The following is a 14,372-nucleotide window of genomic DNA, read 5'->3' on the forward strand; positions in this document are numbered from 1 at the left end:
TAACCTGCGGACGAGCAGCCGGCTAGCCTCCGCCGATGCCCTGCAGCACCTTGCCCGTGCCGCCGCACACCGCGCAGCGAGCGCCCTCGACCTTGCCCGTTCCGTGGCAGGCGGTGCACAGGTCTTCGCCAGCGCCCGGTGTGTTGGGCGGCGCTTCGTCGCCCGGGTTCATCGATTCGGTTGGATGGTCCGGTTGCATGCGCTTTCTCCGGTTGGATGTTGACGGATTCGAGGCGCGGGCTGGCACGCAACGCGCAGCGTCATTGCTCGCCCGGCTGCTTGTGATGCGATTCGCGCCCGCCGCCGCCCGGCGGCTCGGCGTGCTCGCCGGTGCCGAGCGGCACTTCGGCGCCGTGGCGCGGCCGCTCGCTCGACCGTGGCGGATTGGTCGCTTTGTCCACGCCGGTCTGCACGACCGGTTCGATGCCGAGCGGACTCGGCTCGACGTAGTGCGTGCCGCTCGGCTTGTTGCGGGCTTTGACTTCGTCGGACATCGTGGGCGCGGCGCGGTTATCTGGCCTCGCGGACTGCTCGCCGCCTGGCGTCGCGCTCTGCTGCGGGGTGTCGGTCGATTGGGGATCTTGCATCGCGCCCTCCTCGTTTGTTCTGCCGTCGATTCGCGTCATCACGCGCCATCTCGAACGGGCATCTGGTTCATGCAGCAACATTCGAGCCCTGCCGGAGAAGTCCGCGCGCAGCGCAACAGGCACGGCCATTGCGATCTCGAAGGCGGTAGCACGGCACGTTCGCTTTGTAAAAAAGGCGCCCCCGAAGGAGAACCTCATGAGCATTACGACAATTCGCGTATCCGAAACCGAGGTGCAGGTCGAGCGCACGCTGTACACGTTCGCGCAAAAGAGCGACGCCGATGCGTTCCAGAACTGCCTCGTCGACGGTTCGGTCGACACCTGCTATCGCGATCGTCCGCCGCTGTCGGCGCGCCCCACCGTGCCCGACGAACATCCGGACGATCCCGCGCGCGGCAGCACGATTTCGCCGTCGCTCGGCGGTCTGCCTTGATGGCTCTGCGCCTCTCACGGAAGCACTGCCAAACCGGCTGCGCCCGCTCAGCCTTCGGGCGCGGCACGATCGGCCGCGACGAGCTTGCGGCCGTACGCAATCGCGGCGCGGCGTGCTTCGTCGGCGGTCGCATAGGGGCCGATCTGCGGTGCGCCCTCGAACGGGAACAGAATCCGCCTGTCCGCTTTCCTCACAACCTTCAGTCCACCTATGTATCGGCCGTCGCCTGTTCCGTGATAGCTGGCGAAAATCTCGAAGTCGTCGTCGGCAACGTCGGCCTTGTGTCGCGCCATATGCGCTCCTCGTCCTGTGCTTTGCGTGGGCGATGTCCAATGTGAGCCGGGCGCGCGCGGTCATCGCGATGCGGCGCGCGTGCCGGGTTCCAGCAATTGACGTTCCACGCGAACGACATCCGTCGACATGCGGCACGAGCATTGCGCGTCTGAACGAAGACTAGGAGAGGACTGATGGATTTACCTGATATGAGCCGGCAAGCGCCCAGTGCAATCGGCACATTCGACCTGAACGCGCCAACCCACGCGCAAATTTCGTTGCAGTCGCTGCCGCTGCCGCTGCATCCGCATGCGCCGATGCCGCCCGAAGTCGACCCCGACATCGCGCCGAACACGCCGCCGCCGAAGATCGACCCCGATCCGATCCCGGACGATCCGGTCGACGTTCCGCACGAACCACCCGAAGGCGATCCACCTGCGGCGCCGCCGCCACAGCATGCATGGCGCCGGCATGCGGCGCTAGCCCGCCGGCGGGCGCATCGTCGCGATCGGAATCAGGAATTCGGACACGCCGGTCAGAATGATCTGCACGCCGATGCATAGCAGCAGGAACGCCGACACCCGCAACGCGACCTTGGTGCCCTCGACGCCGAGATAGCGCGCGAGGATCGTTGCGCGGCTGTAGATCAGATACACGCAGATGGCCACCGCGAACGTGATGGCGACCGACGCGATACCCGACATCACGAACGCCGACAGCTTGTGCGTGCGATTCGCCGACAGCGCGATCGCGGTCGCGATCGAGCCGGGCCCAGTGGTCAGCGGCACGGTCAGAGGAAAGAACGCGCGCGATTTCGCGGTTTCGGCGTCGACGCGCTTGACTTCCGTCTGCTCGACCGCCGGCGTGTCCGGCGCATTGAGCATTTGCCAGCCGCCCACGGCAAGCGCGAGCCCGCCGCCGATGCGCAGCGCCTCCATCGAGATACCAAAGAAATGCAGGATCGGCGTGCCGATGAAGAATGCCACCAGCAGCACAACGGCGGCGTTGATCGCGATCTTGCGGGCGAGTAGGGTGCGCTCGTCGAGGGTCAACGACGCGGTCCGGTCCAGAAACACAAACGCGCCGCTGAACGGATTGATGATGCTGATTAAGCCGATAAAGCCAAACATGATGTCCGAGATCAGACTTTCGACCATGTGCGTGTCCGTGTGTCTGCTTGTCTGCGTGTGCTCGCGCGAGTTCGCGCCTGGGCGCGCTGCCGGTCATGAACCCGGGCGGAATCGCGCGGTCCGGAAAATGCTTCAATGCTCGCAGATCATATCGCGGCGCGCCAGTCGGCCTGCAGAAAAGCCGCGCGACACCTTGCGCGCCACGGCGCACCCCGCTTTGCACTGCAGCAATCCGGGCTGGAAAGATGCAATTGCAACGGTCGAAACTCTGACATTTATTTTGACCTGCTTTACGGGACCGAAGTATCCGGCATACAGTCATCAGCGAAGCCGGAATATCAACGACACATCCCTACTGGTTCGAGGAGTTGTCCACATGCTGCTTCGTGTACTTGCCGCGTTGCCGTTCGTCGGCATCCTGGTCGGCGTTTCGTTTGTCAATCGCGTCGAGCCGATCGTGCTCGGCATGCCGTTCGTGCTGGCCTGGATCGTCATGTGGGTGGTGTTGAGCGCGATCATCATGGCGATCATCTACAACCTCGATCCGTCCAACCGACACGTCGTCGCCGATGGCGAGGAGGTTCGCCCATGAGCGCACTCGTCATCATCGCCGCCGTTACGCTATTCGCGCTGTTCCTCGGCGTGCGCGCAAGGCGCGGCCACGACATGAGCCTCGAGCAGTGGAGCGTGGGCGGCCGCAGCTTCGGCACCGCGTTCGTGTTCCTGCTGATGGCCGGCGAAATCTATACGACCTTCACGTTCCTCGGCGGCAGCGGCTTCGCGTACGGCAAGGGGGCGCCGGTCTACTACATCCTCGCGTACGGCACGCTCGCGTACATCCTGTCGTACTGGATGCTGCCGCCGATCTGGCGCTACGCGAAGACGCACCACCTGGTCTCGCAGCCGCACTTCTTGACGCGCAAATACGAGAGCCCGGCGCTCGGCACGCTGGTCGCCCTGGTCGGGGTGGCCGCGCTGATCCCGTACCTGGTGCTGCAATTGAAGGGCCTCGGCATCATCGTCGCGACCGCGTCGTACGGTGCGATCTCGTCGACGGCGGCGATCTGGATCGGCGCGATCGTCGTGACCTCTTACGTGATCGTGTCGGGCGTGCGCGGCTCCGCCTGGAACTCGGTGGCCAAGGATCTGCTGATTCTCGCGATCGTGCTGTTCCTCGGCATCTATCTGCCGCTGCATTACTACGGCGGCTTCGGCGAGATGTTCCGCACGATCGACGCCGCCCGTCCCGGCTTCCTGACCTTCCCGGCGCGCGGTTCGAGCGTCGTGTGGTTCCAGTCGACGGTGCTGCTGACCGCGCTCGGCTTCTTCATGTGGCCGCACACGTTCGGTTCGATCTTCACGGCGAGGGACGAGCGAATCTTCCGCCGCAATGCCGCGATTCTGCCGCTCTATCAGCTGATCCTGCTGTTCGTGTTCTTCGTCGGCTTCGCGGCGACGCTGCGCGTGCCGGGCCTGAAGGGCGCCGACATCGACCTGTCGTTGTTCCGCCTGTCGCTGCAGACGTTCGATCCGTGGTTCGTCGGCGTGATCGGCGCGGCCGGTATCCTGACCGCGCTGGTGCCGGGCTCGATGATCCTGACCTCGGCGTCGACGCTGCTCGCCAACGACGTGTATCGCGGCATGGTGAACCGTAACGCGTCGGATGCGTCGGTCGCGGTGATCGCGCGCTTCCTCGTACCGGTCGTGGCGCTGGTCGCGGTCGCCTTCACGCTGAACGGCGGCGAAACCATCGTCGCGCTGCTGCTGATGGGCTACAGCTTCGTCACGCAACTGTTCCCGGCCGTGCTCTGCAGCCTGTTCCCGCACAACCGCGCGACGAGGCAAGGCGCGTTCTGCGGCATCGTCGCGGGTGTCGCGGTGGTCGCGCTGACCACGACGCTGCACTGGAGCGTCGGTCAACTGATGCCGTTCCTGCCCGATGCGCTGAAGGACGTCAACATCGGCTTCCTTGCGCTCGCGGTGAACGTGATCGTGTTCGTGATCGTCAGCGCGGTGACGCAGCCGAGCGCAGCCGAGCAGGAGAAGCACGCGTCGGCGCATTGAAAGAGCTGGCCGCGGGCGTGATTCGAGGCTTGCTGTTTCGAGCGCCCGCACATGCGTACGCTGGCGCCTGACGCATCTGAAGGGGCTGTTCGTTTCGGCGACAGCCCCTTATTCTTTCTGTTCACTGCTCGATCGCGCTCTCAACGATCCACGGAACCCCGAATGTCCTACGTTCTCTACTACTCGCCCGGCGCGGCCAGCATGCCCGTGCACTGGATGCTGCTCGAAATGGGCGTGCCGTTCGAAGCGCGCCGCGTCGATATCGACGCGGGCCAGCAGCGCGATCCCGAGTATCTGCGTCTGAATCCGGCCGGGCGCGTGCCCACGCTGGTCGTCGATGGCGTGCCGCGGCATGAATCGGCCGCGCTGCTAATGCTGCTCGCCGAGCGCCACGCCGAGGCCGACCTCGCGCCCGCGCCCGGCTCGGCCGGACGCGCGGAATGGCTGGAATGGATGATCTACCTCGCGAATACGCTGCTGCCCGCGATGCGCGACTGGTTCTACGCCGGCAGCGACGGCGACCCCGCGGGCGCCGAGGCGGTGCGCGCGCTCGCGCAACGCCGCATCGAAGAAGCGTGTGCGCGGCTCGACAGGCATTTCGCCGACGGCCACGCATACCTCGCGGGCGGCAAGCTCAGCACCGCCGATCTGCTCGCGCTCGTGCTGATGCGCTGGACCCGCAACATGCCCCACCCGGCGACGGTGGGCTGGCCGCATCTCGCGAGCTATATCCGCAGGCTGCGCGCACGGGCCGGCGTTCATCGAACTCAACGAGCGCGAAAAGCTGACGGAGTGGCGCAACGAAGGCCAGTGACGTTCAGGCGGTTCACAACGTCGCTTCCCTGCCCGTCTGCGCCGCGAACGCGAAGCCGTTCTTGCCGTCGCGCTTGACCTGATACATCGCGGCATCGGCGGCGGCGACCAGACGGCGGTGATCGTCGACGTCGTCGGGATAACTCGCGATGCCCACGCTCGCGCGCACGCCGCCGATTCCCATCTGTTCGTCGGTGTCGACCACGCAGGCCATCAGCCGGCGCGCGATTTCGGCGAGTTCGTCATCGCCCGCAAAGGTGCGCACCAGCACCGCGAACTCGTCGCCGCCGATGCGCGCGACCAGATCGCCTTTGCGCACCGAGGCGCGAAACCGGGCGGATACCGCGGCGAGGAATTCGTCGCCGGTGCGATGCCCGAACGAATCGTTGACCTGCTTGAAGCCATCGAGGTCGATATACAGCACCGCGAGGCGCTGCTCGTGGACCGCGATCCGCGCGGTCCTTGCGGCGGCGTCGAGCGCGGCCAGCAGCTTGCGGCGGTTCGACAGGCCGGTCAGCGAATCGTGCAGCGACGCCAGCTCGAACTCGTGCGACTGCCCCGCGAGCTGCCGGGTGCGCTTCGCGTACATGCCGAGCGCCGTGATCAGCATGCAGAACAGCAGCGCGGCGAGCGCGATCAACGTGCGCGCGACGTGCGCGACGCGCAGCCGCACGTCGGCGCTCGACGCGTCGCGTTGCGCGCGCCAGTAGGCCGACACGCTGCCGAGCGCCGCCGCGACGGCTTCGGGCGTTGGCTGCGCCGTGGACATCGCCGGAATGGGCGGCGCCGGCGACGGACTCGCGTTGACGAGCGCCGCAAGCGACGCGAAACGCCCCGCGAGTTCGGCGCGCGCCGCGTCATAGGCCGGCACGAACGACGCGTCGTGACTCGCCGGGGTGTCGGCCATACGCTGCCACGCGGCCAACTGCTCGCGCGCGCTGTCGACGCGCCCGGCGGCTTCGAGCACGAGGCCCGCGTACTCCTGCTTCAACTGATCGGAAAACACCGTGCGGATCTGCATCGCCACATACAGCAGGCCGAACAGCAGACACAACAGCGCGGCCACGCCGACGCTCGCAGGCCCCGGTCGGAAGCGCCACACCGGCACGCGCGCGCGTGCGGCGCCGCGCAGCCCTGCTCGCCCCGCTGGTCCGACGACCGCGTGCTCAGGGATGGGAGTAGGTATCTTGTTGCTGTCGGCCGTTGTCATGTTGACGATAGCTCACGCGTCGAAAGAACTGTCCGATCCGCGCAAACAGACCGCCCTTGTGCTGCGACGACGCGCGCCGCTCCTGCTGTGCGAGCCGCGTTTCTTTCGCGTCGTGACCGGCCGCGGGCTTCGCGGTGGAATTGGCGGCATTGGCGACGTGCCGCGTGTAGCCCGGCGGTGGCGTGGGAACGATGGGCGCTGTGGGTGGGTTGGCCGACATATCCGCCGACATATCCGCCGACATATCCGCCGAGGTATCGACCGGCGTATCGGCCAGCGTGGCGGTGAGATTCGGGTCAGGCGTACTCGGGTGGATCTGCCCGGACCACACGGCCGGGTTGGTGTCCTCGAAGCCGCCGTTCGCGCCGGCCGCTTCGAGCGCGACCTCTGGCGTGGCGGGCGGCCTGGCTGAGGGCATGGCGAAGGGCGCGGCGGCCTCCTCCGGCGCGTGCGCGACGGCCACCGTCGGCACCCGGGCCGATGCCGATGAGCCGAGCGCCTGGCGCGCGCCCGCAATGGCATCCGCGTACGTCTGCTGATCCTGGTTGAACCAGACGCCGTAGGCGACGGTGCCCATCACACCGAAGGTCAGCGCGCCGGCCGCCGCGAGGCACAGGGCAAGGCGGCCGAAGCGCGGGGGCGGCACGCCCGATTCGTCCGGGCCGTCGGGTTCGAAGGAGGACCGGCCGTCCGTTGTGGAATGACGCAAGTCGATATCGTCGGGATCGGTAGCCATCGCAATACGCTCCGGGTATGCCACTTTCTGCTGACAAGCTGGCGCGCTGACGAGCCGGCGCGTAAACCGAGCTCGCGGGCTGCCGCTGCACGCAATGCTCAATGAATGTAATCCTGTCGCGAACGGCCGACAACACAGCAGCGTTGCGTTTCCGCCTCGCTTTGGTGGTGCCGCCAGATGCCCGGTGAGTTGGCAAAAAAGCGTGCAAAGCCGGTAAAAACTCCAACCCGGCAAAGAGCCCGACAGCCAGCCGTGCGCCTGCCGTAGGCCGCTACGCCCGATGCGACGCGGATTCTGCGAAACGCGCCAACGCGGTCGCCGTTTCGCATGCAACAACCGGGCCTGGCGGCGAACGCGCGCGCGACGCCGAAACCGCCGCTTGAAACCGCGTTGGACTGCGCGCGCCGCGCGCCTCGAGCAGCATTCCGCGAACTGCTACCGTGCGAATTCCCGAAGCCGTCCGCGCCGGATGGTAGGGTCACGTGCGCGCATGGGCGCGAACGCCGCGCCGTGCCCGGCCCAACGGTGCCCGGCCCAACGTCATCGGTCAGCATAAAAATCATGTCGAACAGGTATCAGCACCAACCACTCACGCCGTTGAGCCGCGCGCTTGCGCGCTTTTCTCTGTCGGAAACCGCCAAGTACACGAAGCTGACGCTCGGCCTGTGGATCGGTTTCGGCATCCCATACCTGCTCGGCTTTCCCGACGCGGCCGTGCCGCTCGCGGGTTCGACGATGCTGACGCTGGCGCTCGGTAGCTCGATTTCGGCGGCTCGAAGCTACTTCTACAAGCGGGTGTTTTCGAACGTGGTGGCGATGCCGCTCGGCACGCTGCTGATCTGGCTGACCGCGCCGCACCTGTGGATGGGCGCGGCGCTGCTGCCGGTCGTGATCTTCAGCATCGTCGCGCTGCGGCCGTCGCTGTTCCAGATGACCAGCATCACGGTGCCGATCACGCTCGTGCTCTACACCGGCGAACATCTTCCGCTGCTCGAACAGCGCCTGATTGGCGTGGTACTCGGCATGTTGCTCGGCTTCGTCATCCAGCAGATCGCGTTTCCGCCCGATCACGGCTACTGGGCGAACACGCTCGTCAACGACGGCAATGAACAGGCCACCGATGTCGTCGCGCAACTGGCCGCGGGCCAGCTCGACAAAGCGCAGATCAAGCCGGCGGCCTCGAGGCTGCGCACGCTGAGCACGAACCTGAAGCAGGCGCACCTGCTGCTGAAGACCGACCTCGAGCAGGCGTGGGTGTCGCCACATCTGAAGCGCAACGCGGCACGGCTGCCGGTGTTCGCGAGCTATCAGGAGACCTTCGATTCGCTGGTCAATTTTCTTGAAACGATGGACACGTTTCACGATCAGTTCGCCGCGCTCGACGCCGCGTGGCGCGAAATGTTTCTCGCGCGGCTCGCGCGGCTCGTCAACGCGCACCGGCAACTGGCCGAGGCGGCGGACCTGCGCGTCGAGCGTCCGCCGCTCGACGCGCCGCCGCTGCATATGGAGGACCTGCGTCAGCTGACCGAGGACCTGCCCGCGTCGGACGTGTTTACGAGCGTGTACCTCGGGCATCTGACCGGCTATGGGATTCTGCTGTGCCGGTTGAGCGAGCTGCATACCGCGTAAGCGACGTTCCGCACGGAACTACCAGGACCGCAACACGATGCACGATGGACAACTTCCAGTCGCGCACTACCTGTGTTGACAGTTTTCCACGATATTCCAGGGTGCAGGAATTCGTCGTGCGGTGCCTTCCCGTACCGGCCAAGCCTTGCTATCGCATTCACGGCGGCCTCAGGGACTCATTCTTTTTGCGGTACGCAATTCGGCGCCATGATAGGTTCGCTGGCTGATCTGACATGTACATGAAAGACAGATGGCGATCGATTTCAAAGTCGGAAACCACCGGAGCTGCACGCTCCATACTCGGCAGGAATATCGCGGCAACGTCTTTAGCGACGAGGTGGGTACCGGGCGCCGTCTCATTATCTCGGCAGGTTCATGGGAGCTTACACACAACACGCGCCAGCTAGCGCAGCTCGCCGAGTTCATCCGCAATTCGCCGGGCCGCGCATATGCGAGCGGCGCTGCTCCGGAGCAGATCGCCCGCACGCTACAGACCGCCGTCGAGCGCGGCGATGTGATTGCGGTCGCGCCCACGCTCCGCACCTCGCGCGGAGGGAACGCACCCATCCAACAGCAGATCCGGCCGTACTACCCAACCATCACGCCGTCACAGCTCGTGCGAAGCGCACTGCCCGTAGTGCGTGCCGCGCGCTCGTTCGAGCGCCCCAAATTGCCACGGCTGCCAGCCGAAGATGGCCTGGCGATCTGGTATGCCCGCCCCGGCGACGTGCTGCCGGACGGAACCATCGCTACGCCAGTATCAACGCCACTCGGCAATGAGCGGCCGTTTGAGTACACTGAAGATCCGCAGTTCGGCGATGTACAGGAACTGGCCGCGCGTGGCGTCAGTGAAGTGCATGAGGCAAATTGTTTTGCCGAGTACGAATTTGATTTGGAGCAATGCAACTTCGTACGAGCGATGACCCAAGACCCCCGTGCTTATGCCATGTGCAAACAGACGGCATTTCAAAATTACCAGAGCTGCAGAGGTTTCTGAGATGACAAAGCGCCAGCGTGCCACCGTGATTTTTTATAACGAGGATGCCTGTGAAATCCAGGTATGTACCGTGTCGCGCGAGGAAGTCGAGGGGGCAATAGATCGGCAGATAGCGCGCGGAATGGCAATGACTGTGCCTCTGGGTTCGGACGATTGCCGCGCGCCGATCACGGACGAAACCTTGCGTCAAATCGGAGGCATGGCTGTTCTCAACCAGGCGTCTGTCCATCCCGAATTGCGCGATCGTCTGCAGATTTCGCTGCACCACCCCGTCGACTGGGGGCAGGCCAAGCCGCCTACGGAATAACGGTGCTCGCGATCCAGGGTTGAGTTCGGAGCAAAATCCGAACTGCCCTTGCTGAGCAAGGGCTTGGCGGCAATTGGATCATTGCACGGTAATGGTCGCCTTCATGTTCGGATGGATGCCGCAAAAGATCTTGTACACGCCCGGTTTATCGAATTTGAACTGATAGGTGTCGTCCTGATCGAGCGCGGCCGAGCGGAACAGGCCCGCGTCGTTGACCACGGAGTGCGGCTCGCCGTCGAGATTCTTCCATGTGACCGTCGTGCCCGCCTTGATGGTCAGTTCCATCGGCGAGAACATGAAGTTCTTGATGACGATCGCGTTAGGCGTCGACGCGACGGTCTGTTTCTGCACCTGCGTCGGCATCGTCGTTTGCGCAAAACCGAGCCCCGCCGACACCGCCAGAATCGCGACACTGCCTAGCAGAATCGCGAGCGCGCGGCCCATCATATTGGTTAGCATCATTGATCTCCTCGAGCGTAAAAGTAGCGCGTGTCGTCAGGCGAGCGTCGTGTCGTCGAGCGTCGCCTTCAGCGGATGACGCGCGATGCTGACGCTCGTCACGCCGAGCATCTTCGGCAGCTGGTCGCTCGCGACCTTCAGCGGCCCAGGGCCATCGCCCTGGCCGGCGGTCGGCTGCGGATAGGCGGTCGAGCGCGCGGTATGGAACGTCACGTTGCCCTCGACCTTCGTCACGATCTGATGAATGTGGCCGTTCAACACCGTCACGGAACCGAAGCGCTTCAGATAGCTCATCGCCTGTCCCGCGTCGCCCGTGCCCCAGCCCCACGGCTCGTAGATGGTCCACATAGGCATGTGCGCGAACACCACGACCGGGGTGCTCGACGAGCGGCCTTTCAGATCGTTTTCGAGCCATTCGAGCTGCTCGTCGCCGAGACCGCCGAGGCCGTTCGGCTTGAAATGCATCACGTTGACGAGCCCGACGAAATGCACGCCCTGGTGATCGAAGCTGTAATAGCCGCGGTTATCCGAAGCCTTGCCGAAGCGGCTGAAGTACTCCGTGCCGGGGCCGTCGGTGACGTCATGCTCGCCGGGGACCGTGTGCAGCTCGGTGATCTTCAGTCCCGACATCAGCTGCGCGGCCAGATCGAATTCCGCGGGCTTCGACAGATGCGTGATGTCGCCGGTGTGAATCGCGAGCGGCGGACGCGCCGGCATCGCGTTGATGTAATCGATCGTCTGTTTCAGCGTGCCCGCGACGTCGGGATTCGCCTCCTTGTTGAAGCCGATATGCGTGTCGCTGATCTGCAGGAAAAGCGGCGTACCAGCCGCTGGCGCCGCGGTGTTCGAGTCGGCCGCGAGCGCGAGTTCGACCGGCGTCAGCACGCCGCCCGACAGCATGAACACGGTGCCGAGGCCGCCGAACGCAAGACACTTCAGCGCGCCGCGACGCGCCGGATCGAATGAATGATGTGACGACATGATGACCTCACGATAGGGATTCGCCGAACCGAACCCGGTTCGTGAGGCATGACTGGCGTGTGGCGGGTTTTATTCCCGTGTCGAGCGGCGTTCGTGGGAGGCGGCACCTGTATGCGAATAGAAAGCGGCAAGTAGTCGCCATGGCGGATTGCGCACTGGATTGCGCATCGCGTCAGCCGCCGACCGCCGCGATGATCCGCGCGCGCATCGCGTCGTCGGGCAGCGGTCCCGATCCCGCGCGCACGTTGTCCGCCATGTATTGCGGCCGCCCGGTGCCCGGAATCACGACCGTCACCGCCGGCTGCGCGAGCACGAATTTCAACAGAATCTGCGCCCAGCTCGTGCAGCCGATTTCGCCGGCCCATGCGGGCAACGGCATTTTCATCACGCGCGCGAGCAAACCGCCGCCGCCGAACGGTTGATTGATCAGGACGCCGATGCCGAGATCGGCCGCGAGCGGCAGGATGCGCTGCTCGGCCGCGCGATCGTCAGCGGCGTAGTTGATCTGGACGAAGTCGGGCTTCTCGCTGCGCATCACCGCCGCGACTTCGTCGAACGCGCTCGACGTGAAATGCGTGATGCCGAGATAGCGAATCCGGCCGCGCGCTTTCCAGTCGCGCAAGGTCGCGAGCTGCGTGCGCCAGTCGAGCAGATTGTGGATCTGCATCAGATCGACATGTGGCTGCTGAAAACGCCGCAGCGATTCCTCCATCTGCGCGATGCCGGCCTCGCGTCCCTCGGTCCAGACCTTGGTGGCGACGAACGCCTTGCAATGCGCGTCGAGCTGCGTGAGCAGCGCGCCCGCGACCGCTTCCGACGAACCGTACATCGGCGAAGAATCGATCACCGAGCCGCCCGCTTCGAACAGGATGCGCAGCACCTCGGCGAGTTGGGCGCGCGCGGCGGCATCGTCGCCGACGTCGAAGGTGCGCCACGTGCCGCAGCCGATCACCGGCAGCGCTTCGCCGGTGGACGGGATCGCGCGGCGGCTCATGCGGGGTAAGGTGGTGCCGGATTGCGCGTGCGCCTCAGTTTGCGCGGACGTGACGCGCGACAGCGCAAGCGCTGCCGGCAGCCCGAGCGCCGTGCGCAGAAAGCGGCGGCGGTGATCGTGGTTCGACGAATGTGCCATAGCGTGTATGGTGCCCTCGTGCATGAAAGTTCGACCGTCATCGCAACTGCTATAACACACCGCGCCGCGCGAGTTCGATCGACAAGCTCGCCGCGTCGACGAACCGGAAGCCCTAGAAACCGGCCGCGAGCGCGCCGTCCACGCTGGCCTGGCTGTCGTCGATGAATAGCGTGTCCGTTACGGCCGCGCCGAGGCGTTCGACGCAGCGCAGATAGGTTTGCGAGGCGGGCTTCGCCGCGCCGAACGCCGCCGAAATGACCACGGTCAACAGCTTTAGATCGGGATAAGCCGGTTTTGACAAACCTTGACGGTGATCATTTCGGGCATTTCATTTCTATTGCATATTCCTGCTGGCGCCGAATGAATAAAATAGGCGGCATGAGCCGCCTTCGCCGTTAGTGATCGACGCTGCCTAGCGCGCTTTCTGCCGCAACGGCCTGAAAAACTTTCGAATCTCGGCCGCGAGCAACGCGGGCTTTTCCATCGCCGCGAAGTGCCCGCCGGCTGGCATTTCGCTCCACTGCGCGACGTTGAAGGTTCGTTCGAGCCAGCTTCGCGGCGGATGATTGATCTCCTTCGGAAACAGCGCGAAGCCGACTGGTGTGTCAATGCGCTCGCCGTCGGAGAAACGCATCGGCTGCAGGCGGTTTTCCCAATACATCTGCATCGCCGGGCCGATGCACTGCGTGAACCAGTACAGCGAGATATTGGTCAGCAGATCGTCTTTCGAGAACACGCTTTCCACCTCGCCGCCGCAATCGCTCCACGCCCGAAACTTCTCGCCGATCCATGCGGCGAGTCCCACCGGCGAATCGTTCAGCGACGCGGCGACCGTCAGGGGTTTGGTGCCGTGCTGATGCGCGTAACCGCCTTCGAGTGCGGCCCAGTCGTTCTTCTCGCGCAGATAGTCCTGCTCGCCCGGCGTCAGCTCCCGCTGCGCCGCGCCGATCGCGGGCTCATAGGAACTCGGCAGGAAGTTCAGATGGATGCCGTCGACCACCCGCGGATGATGCGCGGCCAACGCGATCGACACGCCCGCGCCAAGATCGCCGCCCTGCGCGCCGAAGCGCTCGTAGCCGAGCCCGCGCATCAGTAACACCCACAGGTCCGCGACCTGGAACGCGGACATGCCGGCCTGCGCGGGCTCAGGCGAAAACGCGAAGCCCGGCAGCGACGGCGCGACGACGTCGAAGGCGTCGGCGGGATCGGCGCCGAACGCGACCGGATCGCACAACTGATCGAGCAGCGCGTAAAACTCGAAGAAGGAACCGGGCCAGCCGTGCGTGATCACCAGCGGATAAGCCTGAAAGCCGGGCGCGACACTGGCGGCGCGCCGAAGCGCGAAGTGCACGGTCTGGCCGTTCACGTCGGCGAGAAATTGCGGCAGCTGGTTCAATCTGCGTTCGGCCGCGCGCCAGTCGAATTGCCCGGCCCAATAGGTCGCGAGTTCGCGCAGCCAGGCCGGGTCGGTGCCCTGCTGCCAGGCGGGCGCGGGCGTCGTGGGCGCCCAGCGGGTGGCGTAGATGCGGCGGCGCAAATCGTCGATGTCCTGATCGGCGATCGCAATCTCAAACGGGTCGATCTGCATGGGGGTCGTCCTGGGTCATTGGCGGCTCACCGT

General features: G+C 65.2%; 18 protein-coding genes and 1 pseudogene. 8 read left to right on the forward strand and 11 right to left on the reverse strand.

The window, feature by feature from the left end; translation table 11 throughout:
• Positions 1-22: 22 nt before the first annotated feature.
• Together OKW28_RS02330 and OKW28_RS02335 are read right to left on the reverse strand one after the other, a co-directional pair.
• Entirely contained in the window at positions 23-199 is a 177-nt protein-coding gene (locus OKW28_RS02330; RefSeq protein WP_429443611.1) for a hypothetical protein, read from the reverse strand.
• A gap of 61 nt (positions 200-260) precedes the next feature.
• On the reverse strand, positions 261-587 hold the full coding sequence (locus OKW28_RS02335) for a hypothetical protein (protein WP_429443612.1): 327 nt from the start codon (positions 585-587) through the stop codon (positions 261-263).
• A 196-nt stretch (positions 588-783) separates the two neighbouring features.
• Between OKW28_RS02335 and OKW28_RS02340 the strand changes: the two genes are divergently transcribed.
• Entirely contained in the window at positions 784-1,020 is a 237-nt protein-coding gene (locus OKW28_RS02340; RefSeq protein ID WP_429443613.1) for a hypothetical protein, read from the forward strand.
• A 47-nt stretch (positions 1,021-1,067) separates the two neighbouring features.
• Here the strand turns inward: OKW28_RS02340 and OKW28_RS02345 are convergent, their stop codons facing one another.
• Positions 1,068-1,313, reverse strand: coding sequence for a DUF6723 family protein (locus tag OKW28_RS02345; protein WP_090809892.1), 246 nt, complete (start codon positions 1,311-1,313; stop codon positions 1,068-1,070).
• Positions 1,314-1,487: 174 nt separating this feature from the next.
• Here OKW28_RS02345 and OKW28_RS02350 point away from each other — a divergent pair, with 174 nt between their 5' ends.
• The gene (locus tag OKW28_RS02350) at positions 1,488-1,856 is read left to right on the forward strand and encodes a hypothetical protein (protein ID WP_429443614.1); all 369 of its coding nucleotides are present in this window, start codon (positions 1,488-1,490) and stop codon (positions 1,854-1,856) included.
• Here OKW28_RS02350 and OKW28_RS02355 read toward each other — a convergent pair.
• Positions 1,773-2,450, reverse strand: a complete 678-nt coding sequence (locus tag OKW28_RS02355; RefSeq protein WP_429443615.1) for a MarC family protein — start codon at positions 2,448-2,450, stop codon at positions 1,773-1,775. The two genes, OKW28_RS02350 and OKW28_RS02355, sit on opposite strands and share 84 nt — an antisense overlap.
• 349 nt (positions 2,451-2,799) lie before the next feature.
• Between OKW28_RS02355 and OKW28_RS02360 the strand changes: the two genes are divergently transcribed.
• From OKW28_RS02360 to OKW28_RS02370, 3 genes and pseudogenes are all read left to right on the forward strand, one after another.
• Positions 2,800-3,015 carry a DUF3311 domain-containing protein gene (locus OKW28_RS02360; RefSeq protein WP_187628102.1) on the forward strand — a complete coding sequence of 72 codons (216 nt, stop codon included), beginning with the start codon at positions 2,800-2,802 and terminating at the stop codon, positions 3,013-3,015.
• Entirely contained in the window at positions 3,012-4,487 is a 1,476-nt protein-coding gene (locus tag OKW28_RS02365; RefSeq protein WP_429443616.1) for a sodium:solute symporter family protein, read from the forward strand. The genes OKW28_RS02360 and OKW28_RS02365 overlap by 4 nt, the downstream gene beginning before the upstream one ends.
• A gap of 162 nt (positions 4,488-4,649) precedes the next feature.
• Positions 4,650-5,301: pseudogene (locus OKW28_RS02370) on the forward strand (glutathione S-transferase family protein).
• A 12-nt stretch (positions 5,302-5,313) separates the two neighbouring features.
• On the opposite strand, the gene OKW28_RS02375 reads toward OKW28_RS02370, so the two are convergent.
• Positions 5,314-6,510: a diguanylate cyclase domain-containing protein gene (locus OKW28_RS02375; protein ID WP_429443617.1), complete on the reverse strand. Its 1,197-nt coding sequence runs from the start codon at positions 6,508-6,510 to the stop codon at positions 5,314-5,316.
• Positions 6,467-7,246 (reverse strand): hypothetical protein, encoded by a 780-nt coding sequence (locus tag OKW28_RS02380; protein ID WP_429443618.1) that lies wholly within the window; start codon positions 7,244-7,246, stop codon positions 6,467-6,469. Before OKW28_RS02380 ends, OKW28_RS02375 begins: the two co-directional genes overlap by 44 nt.
• 561 nt (positions 7,247-7,807) lie before the next feature.
• Here OKW28_RS02380 and OKW28_RS02385 point away from each other — a divergent pair.
• The 3 genes from OKW28_RS02385 (at position 7,808) to OKW28_RS02395 (ending at position 10,179) form a co-directional block, all read left to right on the forward strand.
• Positions 7,808-8,875 (forward strand): FUSC family protein, encoded by a 1,068-nt coding sequence (locus OKW28_RS02385; protein ID WP_429443619.1) that lies wholly within the window; start codon positions 7,808-7,810, stop codon positions 8,873-8,875.
• 250 nt (positions 8,876-9,125) lie between these two features.
• Entirely contained in the window at positions 9,126-9,872 is a 747-nt protein-coding gene (locus tag OKW28_RS02390) for a hypothetical protein (RefSeq protein WP_429443620.1), read from the forward strand.
• 1 nt (position 9,873) lies between these two features.
• On the forward strand, positions 9,874-10,179 hold the full coding sequence (locus OKW28_RS02395; RefSeq protein ID WP_090809877.1) for a hypothetical protein: 306 nt from the start codon (positions 9,874-9,876) through the stop codon (positions 10,177-10,179).
• A 78-nt stretch (positions 10,180-10,257) separates the two neighbouring features.
• Here the strand turns inward: OKW28_RS02395 and OKW28_RS02400 are convergent, their stop codons facing one another.
• The 5 genes from OKW28_RS02400 to OKW28_RS02420 form a co-directional block, all read right to left on the reverse strand.
• Positions 10,258-10,638: a cupredoxin domain-containing protein gene (locus OKW28_RS02400; RefSeq protein WP_429446814.1), complete on the reverse strand. Its 381-nt coding sequence runs from the start codon at positions 10,636-10,638 to the stop codon at positions 10,258-10,260.
• A gap of 36 nt (positions 10,639-10,674) precedes the next feature.
• Complete coding sequence (locus tag OKW28_RS02405; protein ID WP_429443621.1) at positions 10,675-11,619, reverse strand: metallophosphoesterase family protein; 945 nt, start codon at positions 11,617-11,619, stop codon at positions 10,675-10,677.
• Between the two features lie 172 nt (positions 11,620-11,791).
• On the reverse strand, positions 11,792-12,751 hold the full coding sequence (locus OKW28_RS02410) for an aldo/keto reductase (protein ID WP_429443622.1): 960 nt from the start codon (positions 12,749-12,751) through the stop codon (positions 11,792-11,794).
• A gap of 112 nt (positions 12,752-12,863) precedes the next feature.
• On the reverse strand, positions 12,864-13,013 hold the full coding sequence (locus OKW28_RS02415) for an HAD-IA family hydrolase (RefSeq protein ID WP_429446816.1): 150 nt from the start codon (positions 13,011-13,013) through the stop codon (positions 12,864-12,866).
• A 150-nt stretch (positions 13,014-13,163) separates the two neighbouring features.
• Positions 13,164-14,339: an epoxide hydrolase family protein gene (locus OKW28_RS02420; RefSeq protein WP_429443623.1), complete on the reverse strand. Its 1,176-nt coding sequence runs from the start codon at positions 14,337-14,339 to the stop codon at positions 13,164-13,166.
• Between the last annotated feature and the right edge of the window lie 33 nt (positions 14,340-14,372).

Source organism: Paraburkholderia sp. 40, from assembly GCF_050434105.1.
Lineage (GTDB): Bacteria > Pseudomonadota > Gammaproteobacteria > Burkholderiales > Burkholderiaceae > Paraburkholderia > Paraburkholderia tuberum.